Genomic DNA, 24307 nt, shown 5'->3' on the forward strand with positions numbered 1-24307 from the left:
GTTTTTCCCTAGAATCGGAAATACAGGAACGGATTGTAGGATCCGAACACCAGGTACGCGATGCTGAGAATGAGAATCAGCATCAGCAGAACGATGCCCTGCCACTCGTGTCCTTCCTTTTCCAGCCGCTCCCGGAACCACTTCATCGGTGCCGGCGTGCTGAGGCACATGCCCAGCGCCAGGAGAATTCCGTGGGTGCGCAGGAGATACAGGGTTTTCATGTTGGCGAATGCGTGACCGGATACGCCCAGCATCACCGCAAAATATTTTTTCATGGCACCGAAATCCGTGATGCTGAAGAAGGTCCAGCCGATGATCACGATGACCAACGTGTACAGATGCCGTACCCATCCCGGCCATTTCTCCATGTATGGATGCAGCACGTATTTCTCGATAATCAGGAGCACGCCGTAATAGGTACCCCACAGCACGAAGTTCCAGCTGGCACCGTGCCACAGTCCGGTGAGGGACCACACAATCAGCAGGTTCAGAATATGTCTCGGCACCGTGACCCGATTGCCGCCCAGCGGAATGTACACGTACTCCCGGAACCAGGTACTCAGGGAAATGTGCCATCTTCTCCAGAACTCCGTGATGCTGTCGGAGATGTACGGATAATTGAAGTTTTCGCTGAACTCAAAACCGAACATCCGTCCCAGGCCGATGGCCATGTCCGAATATCCGCTGAAGTCGAAATAAATCTGCAATGTATAGGCGCCGATTCCGATCCAGTAAGTCACCACGGAAACATCGCTGTCCGGCAGCGCACCGATGGCGGCGTACAGGGCGCCGAAATTGTTGGCCAGCAGGACTTTTTTGCCCAGGCCGAAAACAAATCGCTTTGTGCCTTCCCCGAAATCAATCCAATCCGTGGAGCGGACGCTGAGCTGCTCCTCCACATCTCGGTACTTGACAATCGGACCCGCAATGAGCTGCGGGAACAGGGACAGGTACAGGGTAAAGCGCAGAAAACTCTTCTGAGGTCCCACGTTCTTCCGGTACACGTCGAAAATATAGGACAGCGCCTGGAAGGTATAAAAAGAGATTCCGATTGGCAGGGACAGCGCCGTGTAATGGATGTGCAGTCCCGTCAGGGAGTTGAAGGTATCCATCAGGAATCCGAAGTATTTAAAGAATCCCAGCACCAGCAGGTTCATGAACAGGGCAAAGAGCATGGACCCTTTGCCGGAACGTCCCTTTTCCTGGGCTCTGCCAATCTGCAGGGCGCTGTAGTAGTTCAGGAACGCGCTGTAGATCATCAATACGATGTACACCGGTTCGCCCCAGCTGTAGAACAGCAGGCTGGCCGCCAGCAGCACCAGGTTCCGGGCTTCGATATTTTTTCGCGGCACCAGGTAGTAAATCGCCAGAGTCGCCGGAAGGAAATACAATAAGAAGAGGATACTACTGAACAGCATGTCGGAACACCTCCTCGTATTTTCCCGGGTTCTCGGCAACACAGTAGAAAAGGTAGTTTCCTTTTGTCGCAATCACCGCATTGGCTAATAACTTCATCTGGTTGGTTCCGTAGCCGTCGAAAGCCTTCTCCTGAGACTGCACCCGGTTCTCCGCGGCATCCTTCAAGCCGTCCAGATCCGCGGCGCTGCGTACTTTTACCACCAGCACTTCATCCACACCCAGGGATTCCTTGCTCTTGTAGTACAGATAGGAATCGTAGTTCTCGTAGTTGATGCCCATGAACTGCATCAGCTTCCGATTGTTGCACTCTTTCATTTTGCCCATATCCGTATTCTGCAGCATGGCGCTTCGGATATCCGCCATATCCACATCCCGGGCGCTGCCGGAAGCGTATATTCCCCGCAGAAACAGGAACAGCACCAATATCAGTGCCAGTCGTACCAGCACCGGCGGGATTCGATTCAATTGTTTATCCATCGTTCCTCTCATCTATAGATTTGCCTTTTCTATCATTTTATCCATCCACATCGGATAGTACGCGCTGGCCGCATGAATTCCGTCTCCCGCATAGAGATCCTTATGCGTCGGCAAAATCCGGCTGGCATCCACGTAAGTATAGCCCTTATCGTCGCACATCTTCTGCAGAGCCTTGTTGAATTTCTTATAATGTCCCAAAGATTTCTTCTGCTTGATGGCCTTACTTGTCGGCGTAGAAATGCTGCAGATATAGATCTTCGTCTTCGGACTCTTCTTGTGCACTCCATCCAGCAGTTTCTCATACCGCTTAATGAAAGCTTTGGAATCGCCTCGATAGTTGATGGTGTCGTTCATTCCGAATGCAAAGAACGCCGCCTTCGGATAGGTGGCCGCCGCCTTCCGGAACAATTTTTCATCGTTGTTCAGGGATCCCCCCACGGAACTGAATACCTGCTTCTTCGAAAGCCACTGATAGACACTCAAACCCTCGGTGAGAGAATCTCCCACCACCACGCAGTTCCGGAATCGCTCCATGTACCAAGCTCTCTTCCCACTGAGGGAGTCGCCGTTCTTCAGACTCGCATCCACCAGGGAAATGTCCTTCTCAATCTTGGCCACATCCCCCTTCTGTTCCCGGGCCACAATTTCCCGGTTGACCTCCACCTCATAGCGGGTGTACCCGTCATAGGGCCGGTTCCAATCAAAAAAATTAAACACGAAAATAAGCAGGAGTGCATACACTATGACTCCTGTCCATTGAGGTTTCCGCTTCTTTGGATCTTTTGCTATGATAATCTTCACTGTTGTCTTCTTTGTCGTCTCCATAACTGCTAATAATATACCGCAAAACAGCTCCACATTCAACCTTACTCCGATTTCAAAATTCAAAACATCCCCATTAAAAAAAATGGGATAGTTACCGGTAACTATCCCACAAATATTCGTAACGAACCGTTTTTTAATACTTATTTGTTCGGATTGAAAAGGTCCATCGCGCCGATTCGATCGAAGGCCTTGCCCAGCTCCTCGCAGCCGCAGGTACATGCGATTCGCAGGAAACCTTCGCCGCAGTCGCCGAATGCGTTGCCCGGAAGGGTCAGAACGTGCGCTTCGTCCAGAATCTTTTCAGCCACTTCCATGGAAGTCAGGCCGGTATCCTTGATATTGATGAAGAGGTAGAACGCACCCTTTGGCGGATACAGCACGTGCATGTTGTTCAATGCATTAATTCTCTCCGCTGCGTAGAACACTCTCTTCTTGTATTCTTTTACCATTGCCGGCTGGAAATCCTTGTAGGTTCGATATGCGGCCAGTGCGGCTCTCTGAGTCGGTGCCGCTACCGTAAATGCAACGCTCATGTTCACGTCAGTCATCACCTTGATGAAGTCCGCCGGAGCAATGATGTTGCCCACACGCCATCCGGTCATGGTGAAGTTCTTGGATACGGTGTTGATGATAATCGTGCGCTCTCTCATGCCCGGCAGGGATGCGAACGGCACGAACGGGTTCTGATAGCTGAATGCGGTGTAGATATCATCGCATACCACCAGCAGGTCGTATTTCTCCGCAATTGCTGCAATCTTCTCCATGGTTTCCACGGTGAGGCAGCTGCCGGTCGGATTGCTCGGTGTGTTCAGAACGACAGCCTTGGTTCTCTCGGTAATCAGGGACTCCAGTCTCTCCACGTTAACCTGGAAATCCTCTTCCTCGTAGGTCGGAAGCTCTACCGGGATACCTCTCGACATCTCCACCTGCTTCGGATACGGTGTGAAGTACGGTGCCTGAAGAATCACTTCGTCTCCGTCGTCCAGAATCGTTTCCATTACCAGATGCATTGCCAGCGTGCCGGCTGCTGTAATGATGATTTCATCATCCGTTACATCCATATCGTATTCGTCTTTATAGAACTTGCAAATCTCAGCTCTCAGCTCCGGATCGCCTCGGAACTCCGTGTACTTGGTGTGACCTGCCAGAGTATCCTTGTAAGCCTGTTCGATTACGCCCTTATCGGTCAACAGGTCCGGATCGCCCAGGCTCAGGTTAATCACGTCGTCATACTGTTTTGCCTTTGCATTTACTGCACCCATCGGGGACGAGCTGTCCTTCCAATAGCGTTTTGCAATGTACTTGTTTTTCATCTCCATTCCTTCCTTACAGTTCAGATGTTAAAAAAATTTAGCTTATACAATAAACCAACCATGGTATTTATTGTATAAGCTAACAATATTTCTGTCAAGTCTTCCGGCCGGTCCTTTTTTTAACAAATCGAAAGGCATTCTTTATTTTTTCTCTCCCAAAAAGAGATTAATACCGTTCGCCGTGTTCCGATATCCGCTGGCCCTTCAAACGTTTGAAGATGATCACGATATACTTGTTGAAGATGTCCACCACGATGAAGCCCAGAGCAATGCCCACGCAAGTGAGTACCAGCGTCACCGCCTCTTCCTTGGCCACCTTATAATTCTCCAGTACCAGATAGTACATCATGTAATACAGATTCGGTCCCGGAACCAGCGGAAATACGCAGACACACAGGAAAATCGTTGCCGGCGCTCGGTTCACCCTGGCCATAATCTGGGCGAAGATGGCCACAAAGATGGCGCCGAACAATGTCGACTGGAAGTTGCTATTGGTCATTTCAAAACATACATAATATACCGCCCAGGTAAAGAACGCTCCAATTCCGGAGTACAACACCTGAATGCCCTTTACGTTGAACCAATACGCGAATCCTACGCAAGCGATTGTGCAGGATATCAGCTGCGTTGTAAAACTCGAAGCAAGTACCAACATCTTACATCACTCCTTTCAGAAGCAGAATCGGCAATGCGATTCCCAAAGCAATACCGGTCGCACCCAGCACAGAATTCCAGATATTCACAATACCGGACAGGGTATCCCTGTGCAGCAGGTCTCGAATACCGTTGGTGAAGCCGATTCCGGAAATCAGCAGCATCACGACTCCGATGGTGATATAGTTCACGTGTTCGCCCAATCCGCATGTCACTGCCAGAATGATAAAGGTTTCCACGATGCAGGCGATAATCGCATTGAAAATCAGCGGATTGTGCTCGTATTTCCCCAGCACTTCGCCCAGTGCCACGATAATCAGGGATGCCAGCACGGCCACGATGGTGTCCATAAAATTAGTATTGAAGAAGACGGCGAATCCGGCACCGCCCATGACACCGGCTATATAGTGCTGCCACCTCGGCTGTTCCGGACGATCCATTACCTCCTGAAGCTTCGCCTGAAGTTCCGGTGCATCCGGTTTGTTTTTACAAATGAAACGGGACAGATTGTTCAGATAATCCAGACGGTCGAAATTCATCTCGCCCCCCGGGACATGACGAATCTGCGTCAGCGTTTCCCCATTCGGAGTCTCCACCGTCGCCTGTATGTTGGACGAAATCACCCAACAATTTCTTTTTTTGAAGCCATACGCATCGCACAGCCGATACAAGCTGTCCTCCACACGGCCAATCTCTGCACCGCTGTTAATCATTGCCTCCCCGAGATCGAGGATTCCCTTCAGCACCTTCGTGTAATCCATTTCCTTCCCTCAATTTTTATCAAAAAATAAAATGCTGTACCACCCGAGTCCGGATATGGAGTCCAGATAGCACAGCCATTACATTATCACATTGAAACCTTGCTTTCAATAGATTTTCATGTTAATCTTTTAATTTATGTTCAAAATGCTTTTGCGTATTTTGAAAACTTTTCACAGCCCTTTTACATCAAGTTAATCGCCCGCATAAATGCCGGAATCAGCTGCTTCTTTCGGGACAGAACCCCTTCCAAATAATAGCTTCCGTCGCTCTTCGGCGCATCCTTAAAGGCGATGTCCGCCAGCTCCTCTGCCCGGTCACCGGCGTACAGCATTTCCGACGAGGAGTTCCGAATATCCGTCAGCAGGAAGAAGACCATAGACACGCCGTTCTTTCCGCACTCGTGGCGAAGCAGCGGCTGAATCCGCTTCTTGATTTCCTGAAGCTCGTCCGCACTCATGGAACTGATCTGACCCACGCCGAAGCTGGTGTTTCCGAAAGTGAACTTCTTGTAATCCTGATAGAAGATTTCCTCTTCCGACTTGTTGCCCAGATCCGAGCCCGCTTCGAACATTTCCGTGGCAAAAGCTTCAATATCGATGTCCGCCAGCAGCGCCAGCGCACCTGCCGCCATCTTGTCCTTCAGCGTGCAGGTCGGAGATCGGAACATCAGCGTGTCCGAAATTACCGCCGCGCACAGCAGTCCGGCGATGGATGGCGCAATCTCGATTCCCTTCTCCACGAACATCTCGTACAGAATCGTCGCCGTACAGCCCACCGGCTGATTGACAAAGTAGATCGGCTGCAGTGTCTGCAGGGTGCCCAGGCGGTGATGGTCCACGATTTCCAGAATCTCCGCCTCGTTGATGTTGTCCACGGCCTGGGATGTCTCGTTGTGATCCACCAGAATCACTCGCTTCTTCTGGATTCCCAGCAGGTTCCGGCGAGAGATGGTTCCCACGTAGCGATCGTTGGAATCCACCACCGGAAAAGCTCTGTGGCGGGTAGACGCCATGGCCGCCCGCACCTTGTCCGTATAGTCGTCCATCCGGAACGTCATGATGTCTTCTTTCAGCATGAAAGATTCCAGGGGAACGCTTTTGTGGATTTCCATGCAAACCGCAAAAGTATCCAACGAGGTCTCGATGATGACCGCCTTTTCTGCCCGGGCCTTAGCGATAACTTCTTCGTTGGCCTTGGCTCCCAGACAGAGAATCAGCACCTTTGCGCCCTTCTCCAGGGCACCGATCTGATTTTCCACCCGGTCCACCATGAGCATCAAATCTCCCGGCTCGATGTGCTCCTGCATGCGCTCCACCATGGCCGCACCCACCAATACCTTGCCTTCTTCAAAGCGGTCGTCGCCATCGCCCACCACGATGGTACCGTTCACGGTATCTGCAATATCCCGGTACCGCGGCTTCATGCGAGACAGGAACCGACTGTCCTCCGCCTCCATAAAGGTCTGGGCGATGTCTCCCTTGGTGATCAGTCCGATGACCCGGTCCTCTTCTGTCACCGCAAGTGTCACCGCATCCGTCTCTGCCATGAAATCCCATGCCTGCTTGATGGTCATGTCCTTGGACGCCCCGGGCGTGCGGCGAATTTCCATGTCACATACCTGAGCACCGATGTCGCCCAAGTAATTCGGGACCGGCATGTTGAAGCGGTCCAGCACGTACATGGTCTCCTGGCTGATTTCTCCCGCCCGCATCGGAACGTAGTGGTGACTGTGGGTGGTCATGTTTTTCAAATGTGCATATGCGATAGCGGAGCAGATGGAATCCGTATCCGGATTCTTATGTCCAATTACGATGATGTTTCGTTCCTGCTGCATACTGCTCTCTCTTCCCTTTCTTTTCCTGTCGTCCTCGGCCTTACTTCATGCGAATGCTCTTGATTTTCTGATCTTCCAGCGGCTTGTCCATCCACGGATCCCGCTTGGTGTTCACGATGGCATCCGCCACTTCCATACCCTTGGTAATCTTTCCGAATGCGGCATAATCTCCGTCCAGATGCGGTGCATCCGCTACCATGATGAAGAACTGGGATCCGCCGGAATTCGGGTCCATCGCTCTTGCCATGGAGAGAACGCCTCGAGTGTGCTTCAGGTCGTTCTTAAAACCGTTGGAGTTGAACTCTCCCGGAATGGTATATCCCGGGCCGCCCATGCCGTTTCCGTTCGGGCATCCGCCCTGAATCATGAATCCCGGGATGACGCGATGGAAAATCAGTCCGTCGTAGAACTTCTTTTCAATCAGGGATTCGAAGTTCTCCACCGTCTTCGGTGCGATGTCTTCGTACAGTTCCCCTTCCATTACGCCGCCGTTTTCCATTTCAATGATAAATTCTTTCATATTTGCTTCTCCTTATTGGTATATTCAATGATAGATAATTCTACAACATTATTTCCTTTCTGTGAAGTCTTACGAGCAATTCGATTTGCGGGAGTTTTCCGTTCGCTCTCGCCGGAAACTTTCGCGGGACCGATTTTCTTTTATAAGATTTTTCTATTTGAAAAAACGGGATTTGGTGATACTATTTATTTGTATATTTGTGTTTAATAATAGGAGGAATTCATTATGAGATTAGATGCTGCAGGCAAAGCATGCCCAATTCCTGTAATCATGGCGAAGAAAGAGCTGGACAACGGCACTCAGGATCTGTCCATTCTGGTAGATGGTCAGACTCAGATTGACAACCTGTCCCGCCTGGGAAAGACATATGGAAGAGAAATCACCGTTACACCGGAAGGAGAGAAGCTCGTTGCTACATTTGCGGACGGCGACGGCAATATTCCGGAATCCGCTCACGGCTTTGACGAAGGAAGCTACGCGGTATTCTTCAACAAGGAAGGTCTGGGAAACGGCGATGCCGAACTGGGAATGAACCTGGCAAAGATGGCCATCTTCACCCTGTCCGAGAGCGAAAACATCCCGACCTACGTGCTCTTCATGAACGGCGGCGTAAAGCTGACCACCGGCGTAGAGCCTCAGATTATTGAGAACCTGAACACTCTGATTGAGAAAGGAACCAAGGTTCTGGTATGCGGCACTTGCCTGAACTTCTTCGGAATCAAGGAAGACTGCAAGGTTGGAACCGTCAGCAACATGTATGACATCCTGGGTGCAATGCAGGAAGTTTCCAAGGTTATCACTCTGTAGGAGAGGGTGGTGTTCATGACGAATACTTTTTACCTGTACACTTTCGAATCCACCCACGGAGCCATTTCCACCGAGAAGCTGCTGAAGCCGGTGGGCTGCACCATCATGCCGGTGCCTCGGCACATCTCCACCAGCTGCGGAATCGCCGTTCGGGTGGAGCCGGAGAAATTCGACGAATCAAAAAAGGTATTCCTGGAGGGGACGGAGTTAGTCCCGGAGGAATACCATGTCTATCGGATTGAGGAGGATAAGTCCATCAAGCGATTCGATTACGAACCGGTTACCCTTTAGAGGTAACCGGTTTCTTTTTTCTCTACCGCAATTTTCTCATCTCGGACGACGTATTCGCCGTCGATGCAGTCCACAATCATCAAATCGCAGTTATGCACATCCTCATCCCAGAAATTTTTCAACTCTTTGTGCCGGAAATAGAGGAGCATGGCGTGAATGGCCGTTCCGTGGGACGCCACCAGCACATTTCCTTGTTCCCGAGTCTTCAATTCTTCCAAAAAGTCCGTTATCCGCTGAATCAGATGTTGAAAAGTCTCCCCTCTCCCCGCCGGCAGAAATTCATCCGGTGCGGAAAAGAATTTCTGCGACTCTCCGGGAAGCTCCCGGTAGGCATAGCCTTCCAGCTCGCCGAAATCAAATTCCTCGATTCGATCATCCACGTGAAACGTGTCTCGGCTCTGTCCGGTAACGATTTCGCAGGTATCCAGCGCCCTTCTCAGCGGGCTGCAATAGATTGCATCGAAACGAAGGTTTTTCTCCCGAACCACCTTTGCCAAATCCTCTGCCTGTTCAATACCGGTGGCGTTCAGGTCCACATCCATGTGCCCCTGCACCTTCCGGGCCAGGTTCAGATCCGTTTGTCCATGTCGTAATATAAATAATCTCACTGTTTTCTCCCATCTGTGATACGCATTTTTTTAACTGTTATACAGAATACCACAGATGTTTCCGCATGGTCAACTTTCCGGGTTTCGACGATGTGCCATTACAAGCAGTCCGCTGCAGCTGAGAATTAGCAGCACCATGGCCACCGCAAAACCATCGTCGCCGGTTTCCGGGGTATCGATTCTTCGAACTTTATTTGTCTCTCCTTTGGTGCCCCGGCTTTCCTCGTCCGGATTATCGGGGTCCCGGCTTTCCTCGTAACCGTCTTGGATTTTCTTCCGCGTTCCGTCTTTGACGGAAATGACCTCGTTCTTGTCCAGATCCAAAATGGTATCGTTGGCGGAGTCATCCACCGTTGCACCGTCCTCATCCTCCGGATCGTTTTCCTCCGTCTCAAAATCCCGAGGCTCATCGGAAGTCTCCCCTCCGCTGATTACGTTTTCTGCTGTGTCTTCCGGTTTCGATTCTGATGCGTCCGGATTCGCTTCTGATGCATCCGGATTCGTTTCCGGCGTATCCGGCGTATCCGTCGACTCTGCCGGTCCGCCGTCTTCCGTTTCGCTCACCTCCTCTTCCTCTTCGTATTCCGGGGTGATTTCTTCAAATTCCACATCGGAAGTTTCGCCCGAATGGTTTAATTCTTCGTCTGCTTTTACTGCGGACATCGGCTTCGACTTTGCTTTTGCTTTTTTTGGTTTTTTTGCCGGGGCAGCCTTTAAATTCCGAATACGAATCACCGTGGCGATTTTTCCGTCATATCGGGCCGCCCGCACCTTCGCTTTGGTTTTACCAGCTTTAAAATACCACTTTCCGTTCTTCTTCACACCTCCGTCTCGGCCGGCAGAGTACCACAAAGTTCGGCCTTTGGCATCTCTTCCCGCATACACCGCCGTATGGATATGGTTGTCCCAGCCGCAAATATCTCCTTTCTTGAGGCCGGCATGCTTCGCTTTTTTGTGGGGATGAAGTATCTTCAGCTTGCTGTTTTTCGTAATGCAGGTTTTCCGCTTTCCTCGAATGGCACCTCCTTTGTCAATCCAGAAAACCTGCCCCTTCTTGATAATTCCCGCATCCTGGAGCGCCCAGGATACGTAGATAGCACAGTTGGTCACGCGCCGCTTCTCTTTGCTTTTCCGGTAAGATCCCTTCCCTCCATTTACGCTGTAGTGAAATCCGTCCTTCTCCAGATTCTCGGCTACCCGGTCCAGGGAATGCTTCCAATCCTCGTATGTATAGGCTGATGGGGACGAGGTGGCCGCTTCCGCCGGGAACGCGGTTCCCAGCCGAGACAACGCGAGAAACAAAAGGAACAAGAATCCCAGGAATCTAAGGAATCCGGATAACTCCGGATTCCTGCCGGCAATCCGAACACGGATTGTTCTTTTCATATTGCATCTCCTTTCATATTATTTCCGGTATTGCAGCGCTGATTCCTTTCCGGTGAAAGTATTATGCCACAGAAAAAATTCCCCTTCAGTACACTTTTATTATCATTCGGAAGTTTATAAACTTCCGAATGAGCAAGCGTGGTGCGGGCCGGCGGGCGTGGTGGGGCGCCGGGCGTGGTGCGGGCGTGGCGCGGGGCGCGGCGCGGGCGTGGTGCGGGCGTGGCGCGGGCGTGGCGCGGGGCGCGACTTGGTGCACGAAATCCCGCCGGCCCTTATATCTCCGTTTCCTTTGCACCAAGTCCCCCGCGTTTTTTCGCCCGTGGCCGGCGCCGTCTTGGTGCACGAAATCCCGCCGGCCCTTGTTCATCCGTTCCCTTTGCACCTAGTCCACCGCGTTTCTTTGCCCCCTCCCCGCGCCGACTTGGTGCACGAAATCTCGCCGGCCCTTGTTCTTCCGTTTCCTTTGCACCAAATCCCACGCGTTTCTTCGTCCGTGGCCGGCGCCGTCTTGGTGCACGAAACCCCGCCGGTCCTTGTTCTTCCGTTTCCTTTGCACCAAGTCCCCCGCGTTTTTTCGCCCGTGGCCGGCAGGCGTGGTGCCTCACCGCCCGCTAACCCTTGTTTCTTCGTCTTGAGGCACCACGTCCTCGAGCACAGCAGCCGTTCCCGCCGGCGCGGGCGTGGTGCCTCACCGCTCGCTAGCCCTTGTTTCTTCGTCTTGGGGCACCACGCCCTCGAGCACAGCAGCCGTTCCCGCCGAGCGGGCGTGGTGCCTCACTGCCCGCTAGCCCTTGTTTCTTCGTCTTGGGGCACCACGCCCTCGAGCACAGACGAAAAGTGATGCACGAAAGGCTCCCACCCGCCTTCGTGCATCACTTTTCCTCTATTATATTTTCAAAAGGAAAGAATTGACGACGAACACCACTCGTCCCTCCTTTCGTCGTCAATTCTAATCATCTCCCCGTGCCGCTTGCTCCAACCTGCATTCGGCACCACAAAAAATTGACGACAGACTCTCGTATCCGAAAAGTCTGTCGTCAATCCAATTTTTTCTTCATATTTTTACTCTAATTCAAATTGAATCCGTGTCCAGAATCACTTCTTCAGAACCGGATTTTCTACTCGCTAGCCCTCAGCTCACCATCTTCCCCGGGCATTCCACTCTAATCTTCCCGACGGCCGCGGGGAAATTGACGACGGAACGTTGGGAATCGAGGTTCCGTCGTCAATTTCTTCCGATTTCCCGAAAGTGGCCTGAATTAGAGGCGGCGGTCGCCGGCCGTGTTGGCGCCGTCCTCCCTGCGAAGCCTTATTTCTTCACCGGGCCACGCCAACATGCTCCGGTTTTTCCTGTATAGTCGGCGGCCGCGTTGGCGCCGTCCTCCCTGCGAAGCCTTATTTCTTCGCCGGGCCACGCCAACATGCTCCGGTTTTTCCCGGGCGGTCCCCGGCCGTGTTGGCGCCTTCCTTTCTGCGAAGCCTTATTTCTTCGCCGGGCCACGCCAACACGGCCGGCGCCAACGCGTCCCGCATTTTCCCAGCTTCTTTTTCTTCTACTCCGCCAGCACATAGGCTTTCCGGTTCTGGCGGCCCCAGCGGATACACTCCGCCGTGCTTCGCATGTACAGGTCCACAATGTGCCCCTGCACCGCGCCGCCGCAGTCGTTGGCCACCGCAATTCCGTAGCCCTCGATGTACAGGCGCGTTCCGTAAGGAATCACGGACGGATCCACCGCACAGGTCCCGTAGTGCACCCGCTGGCCCGTAGAGCCATGGGCATTGGTTCCCGCATAGTAGGCGGTGGTGTTGGCGGTAAAAGTACTTTTTACTTTTACTTCCCCCTTCTCCCCGGTTTCCGAGGTGCCGCACCGAAGAGTGTGATCTTCTGGTTTCGTAATCCACTTCTTTAACTTTGTCCGGGTGCCGGATTTTTTCCCATTGATATAGGTGGTGGTGTAGGTATAGAGGCCCTCGCCGTCCCGGCCGCCGGTTTCCTGCACCGTGCCCGAAGACAGGCCCGGGTCCAGCACCACCTTATCCCCGGATTTTACTTTTTTGGTGCCTTCCGTCACCTTCCGGTGCACCTCGTCCACGGTAATTTTCGTGTCCGCCCGAACCGGTGAATCCAGCTCCGGCGAGATGCGGTCGTCCTTATCCTAGTGGATGTCGTTCAGTTTCAGGTTCTCCCGAACGGTACCGGATTTCAGGGTGAAATCCTTCATCTTTCCGTGAATTTCCATTTGGGTGTGAATACACTCCTCCACGGTGATTTTCATCTTGTTGGATATCGGATACTCCCGGCAGGGGTGCACCGTATCGATTTCCGACGCACCGATCTTGGCTTCCTTCAGTACGGCCCCCACCGTGGTCTGCCGCGTGAGGGCGGTGACGGTTTTCGTCTTTCCGTCCATCCCCGCATAGGAAACGGTGACCTGCTCCGGTATCAGCCAACTGATCTCTTGCCACAGCAGAATTCCCAGAGTCAGAAGCAGAATCACACCCATGGTTCGGGTGTGCCGATCCCGATTGAAAATCTGATACAGGTTTTTCCGTTTTTTCTTGCCGGCTGCCGTCTCATTTCTCATTTTCTTCTCTCCGCTCATCCTCTTTTCGTCTCGCTCGATTTAGTTTTCCGAGCTTCCTCGGTGAATCAACTTGCTGCGGTCGTCCTTCCGAATCTGCTCCCGAATCTCCTTGTCCAGCGGCATCGGAATCAGGTCCTCCGCCGGCTCAAAAGATTTCTTGGCCACCGCCTTCGACGCCTCCTCCAAGCCGTTCTCCTTCAGAAATTTCCGGAACGCCGCTTTGGCATAGGCCGCATCCTTCCGAAACAGGTACAGGTGAAAGGTATTCGGTTCCGTGAAATGCAGCACCTGCCCCATATCGCCATAGGGAACCGCCATCAGCGCCTCTCCTTCCGGATAAAAATAGAATCCGTGGTTCATGTCCTCCACGTCCGCAATTTTCCGGACCGTCAGGGTCCCCCGGGTCTGCTTCGGGTTCAGCTCCATTCGATAATCCAATACGTCCATCTACTCACCCTTCCGTCCCTTCAGCAGCGGCTTGATGCCTTTATAGATCTTTCCTGCCATTTCGGTGCCGTAAATCTTCACCAGGGCATTGTTCACCGCTTGCTTCGTCTTATGCACCCGAAGGGTCTCCGCAATTCGGCTCGCCTCGCCGGAAAACTCCGGAATCAAGCTCTTCACATCCCCCTGGAACACCCGATTCTCCTTGGCTGCGGCGTTTTTCTTTTTTTCGCCCCGCTTCTCCTTCTTCTTCAGCTTGCTCTTCTTGTCCTTCCCGCTCTTCGCCTCTTCCGGCTGCGGCAGTTCCTCCGGGATTTCGATGGCCGCCTCCGGCGCCCTCTTGAGAATGGTTTTTTTCACCGCCTTGCGCAGGTCCGGATGCCGGGACACGTTCACATTCCGCTTCTGCCAGAAATCCACCACCGCATCGAATCCGGTATCCTTGCTGATGATAACGAACTGCTCCCCGCCGTTCTTTGCGATCTCATACCCCAGCCAGCTCACCAGCTGAAAATCCAGGGCGTTCTTGCCACCGGTCTTAATCGGCATGTACGTCTTCCGAATCCGGCTTCGCTCCAGCTCCTGATGCACCGTAATGCTGATAGTGCTGTGCTGCTCCGAATAGAAAATCAGCAGTTCCGATCCGTCATCCAGAAGCTCCAGCCCCTCAAACCCATTGCTGGCCACGTTTTCAAAATCAATTAAATACTTCATTTAAAGTCCCTCTTTCTATTTCAATCTCTTTGTCAATGATAACAACACGATCGGCGCCCCGGCAGCATTTTGCCGCAGGCCCACACTGTTTCTTCCATAAAATATTATTATATCTCAATTTCCCATAAAAGAAAAGTTTCGTCCAATCCCGGGTTTCCGCTATCCGATTTTCAAATAGTCTGTCCTGTTGAACTCCGGCTTTAATGCTGATATGATAGCGGTATATTTCTACATATCGAAAGTACGTTATATATCCAGTTATATATAATGTATCGAATAAATGGAACACACGAGGAACATCGATGAATCATATAGAGAAACGTTTTCGGAGGAAGAATTCACTCATTCTTCTCATCATAATTATCATGATACTGCTCCTCCTGGGAGGAGTGCTGCTGATTCGCTATCAGGCCCACCACCAGATTGGCGGACTCAGCCGCAAACCCGTCATTTCCTTGAAGGGGGACACCACCCTACGGCTGTATCCCGGCGAGAAATTCTCGGACCCCGGGGTCACGGCGAAGGATTATCGGAAGAAAGACATTTCCTCCCACATTCAGACGGATTTGGATCAAAGCAGTTTTCGGAAGGACGGCACTCTGTGGAAATCCTATAGCGGAACAATCACCTACACGCTGAAGGATTACGGCAACCGGGTGAAGAAGACCCGAAAGGTTCGCACGGCATACCGTAAGCCGGACCAAAGTTCTCCAAGCTACGGTCACGGCATCGCGGTCTGCATGTTTCACAACATCTACGATGCGAACAATCCCCCGGAAGATCTGAACCCCAACTACATGTCCACGGAAGAACTGTCCGCCATCCTGCAGTATCTGATCGATGCGGATTATTATTTCCCATCCTGGCAGGAGCTGCGGGATTACATTGACGGAAAGATTGATTTGCCGGTGAAATCCGTGGTGCTCACCTTTGACGACTGCACAAAGGATTTCCAGAAGTACGGAATTCCGGTGCTGGAAAAATACGACATCACCGCGACCAGTTTCGTTATCTGTGCTAAGAACGGCAAAGATGTGCTTCAGAAATACGGCGATGCCAAGCACATCAACTTCCAGTCCCACTCCTACAACATGCACCGTCCCGGCGGAACCATCGGCCACGGAGGTGTTTTTACCGCCCTGTCTCAGGAAGAGGACGTAGCGGACCTGAAGAAATCCATCGACATGCTGGGCAGCGGCGAGGCCTTCGCCTATCCCTTCGGCGATTACACGGACACCTGTGAGGCGGCGGTGAAGGAAGCGGGTTTCCTTTGTGCTTTTACCACCGAATACGGAAAGGTACACCCGGGAGACGATCCCTACCTGCTGCCGCGAATTCGCGTGAACGGGGGATGTACCCCGGAGGAATTCGCCCGGGACATATCGGACGGCCAAGAACCAACAGAACAACAGACTGAACAATAGAGAGGATGCCATGCTGAACAATCGTAAAAACATTATTAGACATTTGAACAACCATCTCCGGGCCAACGGGCACGTAATCGGTGCTTCTTCCGGATGCGGGCATACCGCGCTGGCCTCCGTTACCGGCGGGGCCGATATGGTGCTGGCCCTCAGTGCCGGATGCTTCCGGGCGTCCGGGCGCCCGTCCTTCGGCAGTTACCTGTGCTACGGAAACAGCAATCGAATCGTTGAAAGCTTTGCGGCGCGAGAGTTGCTCACCCTGCTCCCATACACCCCGGTGCTCTTCGGACTGAACTGCTCGGATCCCACCATCGAACTCCGGGACTACATCCAAGATATTCAGAATTCCGGACTTTCCGGCATCGTCAACTTCCCGTCGGTGGCACTGATTGACGGTATTTTTCGGGAATCGCTGGAGGAAGAAGGTCTGGGATTTGACAATGAGGTGGAAGCCATCCGAATTGCCCATGAAATGGATTTTTTCACCTTAGCCTTTGTGTGCAGCAAAGAGCAGGCGGAAGCCATGATTGACGCGGGAGCAGACGTCATCTGCGCCCACCTGGGACTCACGCCGGGAGGCGCCATGGGTCCGAAAAAAGCCCAATCCATAGAGAAGGCAAAACTCCTGGCGGACGAGGTGTTCTCCGCATGCCTGGAGAAGGCGCCGGAGCGGATTCGCATGGTCTACGCCGGTCCGATTAAGTCACCGATGGACCTCCAGTACTTCTACGAGAACACGGCGGCGCAGGGTTTTATCGGAGGATCCTCTTTCGAACGAATTCCTTCGGAGCGAGCGATTATCTCCTCCACTCGCGCTTTCAAGTATCCCATGGACAGCGCACTGGACGAGAAGCGGGAGGCCGCCATGGAGGGAATGGAATCTTCCCGAAACTACATCGAGTTCGTACAACAGCACATTCGCCAGAGCTACGAACAGCCCATTACTCTGCAGGCGCTCTCCACGGTGCTGCACGTTTCTACCCCATATCTGAGCACCCTGTTCAAAAAGAAAATGGGCATCAGCTTTACGGAATACCTGATTCGCTTCCGACTCAACAAGGCCTGCGAACTGCTGGAGGTCAGCGAAATGCCGATTCAGGAAGTCGCCCTTCGGGTGGGGTATCCGGATTCGGTCCAGTTCAGCAAGATTTTCAAGAAGTATAAGGGAATGGCGCCGCGAAACTACAAAACCATGCTGCGGTCGAAACAACACGCGGGAGTCACGCAAAAACAACCATAAGTTTTTCTTGCAACAAAAATGTTATATAAACACAATTTTTAGTAATCAAAACATATTTTTTACTTTTTCGTTCGTGCTAGAATACAATTAAGAAAAGGCGGACAAGGAGGTATACAGCATTGAAAACAGTTGCAGTACTCGGAACCTTTGATACCAAAGGAAAGGAGCTCAAGTTCATTAAGGAATGCATCGAAGAGCAGGGTTTGAAAACCCTCTGCATCAACACCGGTGTATTCGAACCCGTGGTAGAACCGGATATCAGCAGCGCGGAGGTTGCGGCGGCAGTCGGTGCCGACATCAACGCCATCGTGGAAAAGCGCGACCGTGCTACCGCCACAGAAGTTTTAGCAAAAGGAACGGAGAAATTGATTCCTCAGCTCTATGCAGAGGGCAAATTCGACGGCATCATTTCCATCGGCGGATCCGGCGGAACCTCACTGGCCACTCCGGCAATGCGGCAGCTTCCGCTGGGAGTTCCGAAAGTGATGGTTTCCACCATGGCGTCCGGTGACGTTTCACCTTATGTGGGAACCAGCGACATCGTCATGATTCCATCCGTTGTGGATGCGGAAGGTCTGAATGACATTTCCAAAGTAATTTTCAGCAACGCAGCCAACGCCATTGTAGGCATGGTTCAGAACCAGAAGGAAATCGAAAGCGACGGCAATCCGCTTCTGGCAGCTACCATGTTCGGCGTAACCACACCGTGCGTAAAGGCAGCAGAAGATTATCTTCATGAACAGGGATACGACGTATTGGTATTCCACGCAACCGGTACCGGCGGCAAGTGCATGGAAGCCCTTATCGACCAGGGATTCATCAAGGGTGTGCTGGATCTCACCACCACCGAATGGTGCGACGAAGTAGTGGGCGGCGTGCTCAACGCAGGTCCGGACCGTCTCACCGCAGCGGGCAAGAACGGCATTCCGCAGGTGGTTTCCGTGGGTGCACTGGATATGGTGAACTTCGGACCGATGGATACGGTTCCGGCGCAGTTCAAGGATCGGAATCTGTACAAGCACAATCCAACGGTTACCCTGATGCGCACCACTGCCGATGAGCTGAAATCCATCGGCCATGAGATTGCAACCCGCTTGGCAGATGCCACGGGCAAAACCACGCTGATGCTTCCGCTGAAGGGCGTGTCCATGATTGACGTGGAAGGTCAACCGTTCTACGATGCAGAGGCGGATAAGGTGTTGTTCGATACGCTCCGCACCGAGCTGGCAGATTCCAATGTGGAAATCGTAGAGCTGGATACGGATATCAACGACAAAGAATTCGCCGTTGCAGCAGCAAAGAAACTCATTTCCCTTCTGTAAGAAGAATCGGAAAAATCGGACTTATGAATCTATTTTTATGACGAAAGGGGTACACAATGAATAGACTTACAAGAGAAGAAAATATCGCAAAATTTAAGGAACAGATTGCAAGCGGCAAAATCCTGGTAGGCGTTGGCGCCGGAACCGGAATCACCGCAAAGAGCAGTGAAGCCGGCGGTGCAGATATCCTGATTATTTACAACTCCGGACGCTACAGAATGGCCGGCCGCGGATCTCTGGCAGGCCTGTTGTCCTACGGCGATGCCAACCAGATTGTCGTTGAGATGGGTGCTGAGGTTCTGCCGGTGGTAAAGGAGACTCCGGTTCTCGCCGGCGTATGCGGTACCGACCCGTTCCGCGTTATGGACATTTACCTGCAGCAGCTGAAGGATCAGGGTTTCAGCGGTGTTCAGAACTTCCCGACCGTTGGTCTGATTGACGGCGTATTCCGTCAGAATCTGGAAGAGACCGGCATGGGTTACGGCCTGGAAGTTGACATGATCCGCAAAGCCCACGAGCTGGATATGCTCACCTGCCCATACGTATTCGATGCAGAGCAGTCCGCTGCAATGGCCGAAGCCGGTGCGGACATCATCGTTGCCCACATGGGCCTGACCTCCAAGGGAACCATCGGTGCAAAGACCGTTCTGTCCCTGGACGATTGCATTCCAAGAATTAAGGCTATTATCAAAGCAGCAAGAGACGTAAATCCGGATGTTATGGTTATCTGCCACGGCGGCCCGATTGCAGAGCCAAAGGATGCGCAGTACATCATCAGCAACATTCCGGAACTGGATGGCTTCTTCGGCGCTTCCTCCATCGAGAGATTCGCTGCAGAAAGAGGCATTAAGGCTCAGACCGAAGATTTCAAGGCAATCCAGAAGTAATCAAGTCGCCGGTACATTGACATCTTGTGGGATTGACAGCATGGAGAAGGGATTGCGGTTTTCGCAGTCCCTTTTTCTGTGATAGAATATACCATAAAAAAACAATCCGGACGGCAAGGGTGTCCGCCTATGACAAACGAAAGGATTTAATTTATGAAAATGAACGTACTGGGGACCGGCTTTGCGCTGGCCACAAAGAATTACAATACCTGCTTCGCCCTGGAGGAAAACGGCAGCCTCTTCCTGGTGGACGGCGGCGGCGGAAATCAGATTCTCCGGCAGCTGGAACAGTCCTTCCTGGACTGGCGGGATGTTCACGACATCTTCGTCACCCACCAGCATGTGGACCATTTTATGGGCATCATCTGGATGATGCGGCGAATCGGTTACGGAATGGAACTGAATGATTATGAAGGGGAGGTGCGCATCTACTCTTCCCGGACGGTGATTGACAAAATCGACAAAGTGGCCCACCTGCTGCTCCGGCCGCAGGAGCTGTGCCATATCGGCAGCCGCATCCACCTCATTCCGGTGGAAGACAGCGAAACCGCCCAGGTGCTGGGCCATCCCATCACCTTCTTCGACATCGGAAACCCGAAAACGATTCAATTTGGTTTTTCCCTGGAATACGAACCGGAAAAGCGCCTCACCTGTCTGGGGGACGAATTCTGCCGCCCGGAGGGGGAAAAATACGTGGCGGGCAGTGAGTGGCTCCTTCACGAGGCATTTTGCCTGGAATCCGACAATGACATCTTCCATCCTCACAAAATCGCCCACTCCACGGTGAAGGATGCCTGTGAGTTGGCGGAGCGGTATTCCGTTCCGAACCTCATCCTGTACCACACGGAAGAATCCCACGGGGATCAACGGCAAAAGCTGTATCTGGCGGAAGGACGGAAATACTTCTCCGGAAACCTGCTGGTGCCGGAGGATTTGGATGTGATTTCGCTCTATAGTTAATGAAAAAAGGGATTGGACGCCGCGTCCAATCCCTTTTTTATTATTACCTCATTATGCGGAATACCGATTCCGGTTCTCCATTCCCTGCAATGCCGGTGCGGAATAGCTTTCCCCGTCTGTGAAACGGCTTTCGCCGAAGCTGAGGAAGTCCCGAACGGCAACTACCTTGTCCGCCAGGGAGACGATGACGCCTTCCCGACAGGTTGGAAGCTCCGAAGTCACCGGCCACATGTGGGTCCGGATAATCTCTTCCGACTTCTCACTCAGATCCGGAAGCAGCTTCTTCGCCACTTCCACGGATTCCACCGGGTGCTCCCGGTAGCATTCCTTGTTATTATCAAATTTATCGTCCCGGTCCAGAATTCCCAGATCGTGGCACAGCGCCCCTTTCACCACCGATTCGCTGTCCGTATGTACGTGAATCTTCTTCAGCAGATAGCAAATCCAAACGCTGGCTGCCACCACGCGCATGGTGTGCATTCCCACCGAGCTTCTCAGGTGGTGCCGCTGATTCATTGCCTGTTCGAATTCCGGAGAGTCTACGATATTCTTTCCGTATTTATTCAGATAAGATGTAACAACCTTTCCTGCCATAGTACTCCTTTCTGACTCTTGACCATTACCGTCCTTATACTATATCTGAATTCTGGTGTTCCGGTGGCACATTTATGTGGTTTTCTTGAAGACCACGGCCTCCTCAAAACACCCAACGTAATAATTTTAGCATTAAAAACATCGGGAAGGCAATGCTTTTTATGAGCGAAGCACAACAAAAAATTGAATTTCTTGTCGCAACAGATTATTTTTCTTAAAAGAAGTTTCGAGCGATTTTAGGCAATTCCGGTTCCTCCGTCTTGCCGCTATACGATGGGTCTCGGCAATTCCTTCGGCTCCTCCGCCCCTTCTTTTATGGTATACATCGTCAGCCGGTCGCCCTCCATCAGTGTCACATTGCCTTTGGGCACGATCCCCCGGCCGTGGCGCTTCAGGAGAACGATGAAACTGCGGCGGGAAATGTCCAGAGACCGAATCCGCTCTCCCACCCACGGGTGGCTGCGATGCAGCACAATCTCCTTCAATTCCATGTTCTCGTTGCTGCGAGGGGATTCGCCGCTGAGAATCAGCCGGTCTCCGGCCCGGAGCCGCACGTCACCGTGGGGCATTTTCGTCTCCGTCCCCCGCAGGATTACCGCAATCATCAAGCCGGACGGAAGCGCCGTCTCCCGAACCAGCCGCCCGCACCACTCATCCTTCGGCTTCAGCATCACCTGAACGAAATGGATATCTGCCTCCAGCCCGTACTCGCTGAGCTTCTGAATCCGCTGATATTGCTCCACAAAACCGGCGGAAATGATACCCGTTGGAATAGCCACCATGCCCACGCCCAGGAAAGCGATGAGGATGCCGAAGGTTTTGCCCAGCGTGGTGATGGGATAAATATCGCCGTAACCGATGGTGAGCAAGGTGGAAGCGGACCACCAGATTCCGGAGAAGGCATTTCGGAACACCTCCGGCTGAGCGTCGTGCTCCACGCTGTATAGGCACAGGCTGGAGGCCATCATCAGCACCAATATGATAAAAAAAGAAGACAGAAGCTGCTGACGCTTCCGAACGAGCACCTGAGAAATGACATTGAGGGAGTCGTAGTACCGGTTGATGCGGAAGAGGCGCAGAATCCGCGCCACCCGAAACATCCGGAATGCGGTGGCGCCTCCCGGGAACATCACCGGCAGGTAGGCCGGGAGAAAGGACAGCAGGTCAATCAGGCCGGCACCGGATATCACGTACTTGCCCATTGCACGGCCTTTTCCTACATTTGGGTACAGGCACTCCGCCGTGAGCAGCCGAAGAACGTAATCCACGCCAAAGAAGGCCGTGGTCACTTCCAGCACCAGCGTCAATCCGGCGCCGTAGGTCTGCGCCAGATGGTCATAGGTCATCATAAAAGCGGCGGTCAGATTGACAATCAGCGCCAGGGAGCTGAAGATGTCGTAACCCAGACTCAGGGGATCCGACACCGTGCCGATGGATACCATTCGAAAGAGCCGGTGCTGCAGGCGGCCCCACGAGGTTTCTTCCGTTCTTATTTTTGTTTCCATACATTAAATCCTCATTCCAAAAATCCTTGATTTCATTATAGACAGTCCCGCATCCCGATGCAATTGTGAAATAATGTCCTATTATTCACAAGCTTTAATTAAATCTGAACAATTTTCAGCGTCACCCTCTATTTTAAAAATATCCCAAAAACAGAAAAAGAACGTATCCGATGGATACGCTCCGTTCCTGAATCTATAAGGTTTATGGTTAATGGTTGGCTCTTTCACAGCTAAGCTCTATCTCTTAGCAAATATAATATACTCTATTTCCGGACAATTGAAAAACAGTAATTTTTTGTATTTAAACAAGTATTTACTTGTGGTATAATGTTTAATCATTAACAGGTCTGCTTAGTTGAAAAACACAAAAAAGGAGTTTTCCATGACCAACAGCGAACGCGCCTTTCTGGCGCTCAGTGAAACACTTAATTTCACCCGCGCCGCGGACAAAATTTTCATCACTCAACAAGGAATCAGTGAGCACATCAAGAAACTGGAAGAGGATTACGGAACCACGCTGGTAATTCGAAAGCCGAAGGTGCAGCTGACCCCGGCTGGTGAAGTGCTCCGGGATATGCTTCTCCGGCAGGAAGCCATGGACCGGGATGTGCGCCAGACCATTTCGGAAATCAACAGCGGGGACGCCGGAGAAGTTTCCATCGGCATCAGCGTCTCTCGGGTGCGTGCTTTTGCCGCCGACATCATCATCCGGTACCACATTGCCCATCCTCATGTGAAAATCCACCTGTATTCCGACATCACCATGAAGCTGGAATCCATGCTGCTGGATAACAAACTGGACGGCATCATTGCGGTAAACGCCGTCCCGCACCGGAATCTGCAGAAGGAACTGCTCTTCCAGGATCCGGTATATCTGGCCGTGCCGGACCACATCGCCCGAGAGCGGACCGGCGATGCCACAACGGTGGACATCGCCGATTATGCCGATCTCCCTTTCATCCGGGACCTGTCCGACAGCACCACAAGTTTTCTTATCGACCCATTCCTGGAGAGCCGGAACATCGAACTGAACAATATCATCAACGTCAGCGAATACGCCGTTCAGGCCTCCTTGTGCAAGCGATTCGATGCCGCCATGTTCTGCGCCAAATCCTTCGCGTACTACAAGGAAGGCTCCATCGTTCAAGCCGGCCTGCGAACGCTGGAACTGGAGGGACTGGGGCATACCGTGGACATCAGCTTAATGACCTCCCGGAACCGGCACTACGCCCGCTGCGCCACGGACTTCTTCCAGACCATCCGGGATTCTTTGGATACTTTCTACGAGAAGGTTATGTAGGAGGTGTCTTAAATCATCAAATAACCAAGAACAAAAAAAGGTTCTTCTCTTTTTTATGCGGAGCGCGGCAGGGGGCAGGCGGCGGCGCGGAATCTGTGTGATGATTTTGCTCCCCGGAACGAAGCCGTAAGGCTTTGCGAGGAGCGGGGAGCAAATCGCGCCCCGCAAAAGCCGGCCGGGGGCAGGCGGCGGCGCGAAATCTGTGTGAAGATTTTGCTCCCCGAAACGGAGCTGCAAGATAATATGAAATGACCTCACATTTGTAATATCGTGGATTCGCCACTATACTGTAATTGACGACTAAATCAATAGACAGTGGTTTACCACATACAAAAGGAGGTCATTTATGAATAGAATACTAAAAATCGGAATGGATGTCCATAGCACCAGCTACACTTTATGTGCAATGGAGCCCGTGCTTGGAGGAGAAGACAGA

Annotated in this window: 24 protein-coding genes; 8 read left to right on the top strand and 16 right to left on the bottom strand. The window is 52.2% G+C overall.

Annotated elements, in window-relative coordinates; all coding sequences use genetic code 11:
* Positions 1-8: 8 nt before the first annotated feature.
* The 8 genes from PUE40_RS02345 to PUE40_RS02380 form a co-directional block, all read right to left on the bottom strand.
* On the bottom strand, positions 9-1418 hold the full coding sequence (locus tag PUE40_RS02345) for an MBOAT family O-acyltransferase (protein ID WP_277671783.1): 1410 nt from the start codon (positions 1416-1418) through the stop codon (positions 9-11).
* Positions 1405-1896 (bottom strand): DUF4358 domain-containing protein, encoded by a 492-nt coding sequence (locus PUE40_RS02350; RefSeq protein ID WP_277671784.1) that lies wholly within the window; start codon positions 1894-1896, stop codon positions 1405-1407. The genes PUE40_RS02345 and PUE40_RS02350 overlap by 14 nt, the downstream gene beginning before the upstream one ends.
* A gap of 12 nt (positions 1897-1908) precedes the next feature.
* The gene (locus PUE40_RS02355; protein ID WP_277671785.1) at positions 1909-2697 is read right to left on the bottom strand and encodes an SGNH/GDSL hydrolase family protein; all 789 of its coding nucleotides are present in this window, start codon (positions 2695-2697) and stop codon (positions 1909-1911) included.
* 164 nt (positions 2698-2861) lie between these two features.
* Entirely contained in the window at positions 2862-4034 is a 1173-nt protein-coding gene (locus tag PUE40_RS02360) for an aminotransferase class I/II-fold pyridoxal phosphate-dependent enzyme (RefSeq protein WP_154553725.1), read from the bottom strand.
* 166 nt (positions 4035-4200) lie between these two features.
* Positions 4201-4689: a threonine/serine exporter family protein gene (locus PUE40_RS02365; protein ID WP_235898172.1), complete on the bottom strand. Its 489-nt coding sequence runs from the start codon at positions 4687-4689 to the stop codon at positions 4201-4203.
* A gap of 1 nt (position 4690) precedes the next feature.
* Positions 4691-5449, bottom strand: a complete 759-nt coding sequence (locus PUE40_RS02370; protein ID WP_277671786.1) for a threonine/serine exporter family protein — start codon at positions 5447-5449, stop codon at positions 4691-4693.
* Between the two features lie 182 nt (positions 5450-5631).
* Positions 5632-7284: a putative manganese-dependent inorganic diphosphatase gene (locus PUE40_RS02375; protein WP_277671787.1), complete on the bottom strand. Its 1653-nt coding sequence runs from the start codon at positions 7282-7284 to the stop codon at positions 5632-5634.
* Positions 7285-7324: 40 nt separating this feature from the next.
* Positions 7325-7804, bottom strand: coding sequence for a peptidylprolyl isomerase (locus PUE40_RS02380; RefSeq protein WP_154553727.1), 480 nt, complete (start codon positions 7802-7804; stop codon positions 7325-7327).
* A gap of 225 nt (positions 7805-8029) precedes the next feature.
* Here PUE40_RS02380 and yedF point away from each other — a divergent pair, with 225 nt between their 5' ends.
* Both yedF and PUE40_RS02390 read left to right on the top strand, forming a co-directional pair.
* A complete protein-coding gene (yedF, locus tag PUE40_RS02385; protein WP_277671788.1) occupies positions 8030-8611 on the top strand; it encodes a sulfurtransferase-like selenium metabolism protein YedF in 582 nt (193 codons plus the stop codon).
* A 15-nt stretch (positions 8612-8626) separates the two neighbouring features.
* Positions 8627-8902, top strand: coding sequence for a putative Se/S carrier protein (locus PUE40_RS02390; RefSeq protein WP_277671789.1), 276 nt, complete (start codon positions 8627-8629; stop codon positions 8900-8902).
* On the opposite strand, the gene PUE40_RS02395 is transcribed toward PUE40_RS02390, so the two are convergent.
* The 6 genes from PUE40_RS02395 to PUE40_RS02420 all read right to left on the bottom strand — a co-directional run bounded on the left by PUE40_RS02395 (position 8899) and on the right by PUE40_RS02420 (position 14639).
* Positions 8899-9510, bottom strand: coding sequence for a histidine phosphatase family protein (locus PUE40_RS02395; RefSeq protein WP_277671790.1), 612 nt, complete (start codon positions 9508-9510; stop codon positions 8899-8901). The two genes, PUE40_RS02390 and PUE40_RS02395, sit on opposite strands and share 4 nt — an antisense overlap.
* Positions 9511-9579: 69 nt before the next feature.
* The gene (locus tag PUE40_RS02400) at positions 9580-10896 is read right to left on the bottom strand and encodes a hypothetical protein (RefSeq protein WP_277671791.1); all 1317 of its coding nucleotides are present in this window, start codon (positions 10894-10896) and stop codon (positions 9580-9582) included.
* Between the two features lie 1553 nt (positions 10897-12449).
* The gene (locus PUE40_RS02405; RefSeq protein ID WP_277671792.1) at positions 12450-12989 is read right to left on the bottom strand and encodes a 3D domain-containing protein; all 540 of its coding nucleotides are present in this window, start codon (positions 12987-12989) and stop codon (positions 12450-12452) included.
* 63 nt (positions 12990-13052) lie between these two features.
* A complete protein-coding gene (locus PUE40_RS02410) occupies positions 13053-13481 on the bottom strand; it encodes a ubiquitin-like domain-containing protein (protein ID WP_277671793.1) in 429 nt (142 codons plus the stop codon).
* Positions 13482-13520: 39 nt separating this feature from the next.
* On the bottom strand, positions 13521-13928 hold the full coding sequence (locus tag PUE40_RS02415) for a hypothetical protein (protein WP_154553733.1): 408 nt from the start codon (positions 13926-13928) through the stop codon (positions 13521-13523).
* The gene (locus PUE40_RS02420; protein ID WP_277671794.1) at positions 13929-14639 is read right to left on the bottom strand and encodes a PIN domain-containing protein; all 711 of its coding nucleotides are present in this window, start codon (positions 14637-14639) and stop codon (positions 13929-13931) included.
* A 302-nt stretch (positions 14640-14941) separates the two neighbouring features.
* On the opposite strand from PUE40_RS02420, the gene PUE40_RS02425 reads away from it, so the two are divergent.
* The 5 genes from PUE40_RS02425 (at position 14942) to PUE40_RS02445 (ending at position 20472) form a co-directional block, all read left to right on the top strand.
* On the top strand, positions 14942-16063 hold the full coding sequence (locus PUE40_RS02425) for a polysaccharide deacetylase family protein (protein WP_277671795.1): 1122 nt from the start codon (positions 14942-14944) through the stop codon (positions 16061-16063).
* A 10-nt stretch (positions 16064-16073) separates the two neighbouring features.
* Positions 16074-17303 carry a phosphoenolpyruvate hydrolase family protein gene (locus tag PUE40_RS02430; RefSeq protein WP_154553736.1) on the top strand — a complete coding sequence of 410 codons (1230 nt, stop codon included), beginning with the start codon at positions 16074-16076 and terminating at the stop codon, positions 17301-17303.
* 119 nt (positions 17304-17422) lie between these two features.
* Complete coding sequence (locus PUE40_RS02435; RefSeq protein WP_277671796.1) at positions 17423-18625, top strand: Tm-1-like ATP-binding domain-containing protein; 1203 nt, start codon at positions 17423-17425, stop codon at positions 18623-18625.
* 56 nt (positions 18626-18681) lie between these two features.
* Positions 18682-19512 carry a phosphoenolpyruvate hydrolase family protein gene (locus PUE40_RS02440; protein WP_154553738.1) on the top strand — a complete coding sequence of 277 codons (831 nt, stop codon included), beginning with the start codon at positions 18682-18684 and terminating at the stop codon, positions 19510-19512.
* 153 nt (positions 19513-19665) lie between these two features.
* The gene (locus tag PUE40_RS02445) at positions 19666-20472 is read left to right on the top strand and encodes an MBL fold metallo-hydrolase (RefSeq protein WP_277671797.1); all 807 of its coding nucleotides are present in this window, start codon (positions 19666-19668) and stop codon (positions 20470-20472) included.
* Positions 20473-20523: 51 nt separating this feature from the next.
* On the opposite strand, the gene PUE40_RS02450 is transcribed toward PUE40_RS02445, so the two are convergent.
* Positions 20524-21066, bottom strand: coding sequence for an HD domain-containing protein (locus tag PUE40_RS02450; RefSeq protein WP_154553740.1), 543 nt, complete (start codon positions 21064-21066; stop codon positions 20524-20526).
* A gap of 266 nt (positions 21067-21332) precedes the next feature.
* Positions 21333-22571 (bottom strand): ion transporter, encoded by a 1239-nt coding sequence (locus PUE40_RS02455; protein ID WP_277671798.1) that lies wholly within the window; start codon positions 22569-22571, stop codon positions 21333-21335.
* Between the two features lie 382 nt (positions 22572-22953).
* Between PUE40_RS02455 and PUE40_RS02460 the strand changes: the two genes are divergently transcribed.
* On the top strand, positions 22954-23871 hold the full coding sequence (locus PUE40_RS02460) for a LysR family transcriptional regulator (protein ID WP_277671799.1): 918 nt from the start codon (positions 22954-22956) through the stop codon (positions 23869-23871).
* The last annotated feature ends 436 nt before the right edge of the window (positions 23872-24307 follow it).

The organism is Mogibacterium kristiansenii, from assembly GCF_029224645.1.
Lineage (GTDB): Bacteria > Bacillota > Clostridia > Peptostreptococcales > Anaerovoracaceae > Mogibacterium_A > Mogibacterium_A kristiansenii.

Excerpts from the sequence above, each read along its gene's own strand:
- PUE40_RS02455 (WP_277671798.1), bottom strand. The coding sequence starts at position 22,571 with ATGGAAACAAAAATAAGAACGGAAGAAACCTCGTGGGGCCGCCTGCAG.
- PUE40_RS02345 (WP_277671783.1), bottom strand. The coding sequence starts at position 1,418 with ATGCTGTTCAGTAGTATCCTCTTCTTATTGTATTTCCTTCCGGCGACT.
- PUE40_RS02350 (WP_277671784.1), bottom strand. The coding sequence starts at position 1,896 with ATGGATAAACAATTGAATCGAATCCCGCCGGTGCTGGTACGACTGGCA.
- PUE40_RS02410 (WP_277671793.1), bottom strand. The coding sequence starts at position 13,481 with ATGAGAAATGAGACGGCAGCCGGCAAGAAAAAACGGAAAAACCTGTAT.
- PUE40_RS02365 (WP_235898172.1), bottom strand. The coding sequence starts at position 4,689 with ATGTTGGTACTTGCTTCGAGTTTTACAACGCAGCTGATATCCTGCACA.
- PUE40_RS02400 (WP_277671791.1), bottom strand. The coding sequence starts at position 10,896 with ATGAAAAGAACAATCCGTGTTCGGATTGCCGGCAGGAATCCGGAGTTA.
- PUE40_RS02445 (WP_277671797.1), top strand. The coding sequence starts at position 19,666 with ATGAAAATGAACGTACTGGGGACCGGCTTTGCGCTGGCCACAAAGAAT.
- PUE40_RS02390 (WP_277671789.1), top strand. The coding sequence starts at position 8,627 with ATGACGAATACTTTTTACCTGTACACTTTCGAATCCACCCACGGAGCC.
- yedF (WP_277671788.1), top strand. The coding sequence starts at position 8,030 with ATGAGATTAGATGCTGCAGGCAAAGCATGCCCAATTCCTGTAATCATG.
- PUE40_RS02430 (WP_154553736.1), top strand. The coding sequence starts at position 16,074 with ATGCTGAACAATCGTAAAAACATTATTAGACATTTGAACAACCATCTC.
- PUE40_RS02450 (WP_154553740.1), bottom strand. The coding sequence starts at position 21,066 with ATGGCAGGAAAGGTTGTTACATCTTATCTGAATAAATACGGAAAGAAT.
- PUE40_RS02360 (WP_154553725.1), bottom strand. The coding sequence starts at position 4,034 with ATGAAAAACAAGTACATTGCAAAACGCTATTGGAAGGACAGCTCGTCC.
- PUE40_RS02415 (WP_154553733.1), bottom strand. The coding sequence starts at position 13,928 with ATGGACGTATTGGATTATCGAATGGAGCTGAACCCGAAGCAGACCCGG.
- PUE40_RS02425 (WP_277671795.1), top strand. The coding sequence starts at position 14,942 with ATGAATCATATAGAGAAACGTTTTCGGAGGAAGAATTCACTCATTCTT.
- PUE40_RS02380 (WP_154553727.1), bottom strand. The coding sequence starts at position 7,804 with ATGAAAGAATTTATCATTGAAATGGAAAACGGCGGCGTAATGGAAGGG.
- PUE40_RS02460 (WP_277671799.1), top strand. The coding sequence starts at position 22,954 with ATGACCAACAGCGAACGCGCCTTTCTGGCGCTCAGTGAAACACTTAAT.
- PUE40_RS02420 (WP_277671794.1), bottom strand. The coding sequence starts at position 14,639 with ATGAAGTATTTAATTGATTTTGAAAACGTGGCCAGCAATGGGTTTGAG.
- PUE40_RS02370 (WP_277671786.1), bottom strand. The coding sequence starts at position 5,449 with ATGGATTACACGAAGGTGCTGAAGGGAATCCTCGATCTCGGGGAGGCA.
- PUE40_RS02440 (WP_154553738.1), top strand. The coding sequence starts at position 18,682 with ATGAATAGACTTACAAGAGAAGAAAATATCGCAAAATTTAAGGAACAG.
- PUE40_RS02375 (WP_277671787.1), bottom strand. The coding sequence starts at position 7,284 with ATGCAGCAGGAACGAAACATCATCGTAATTGGACATAAGAATCCGGAT.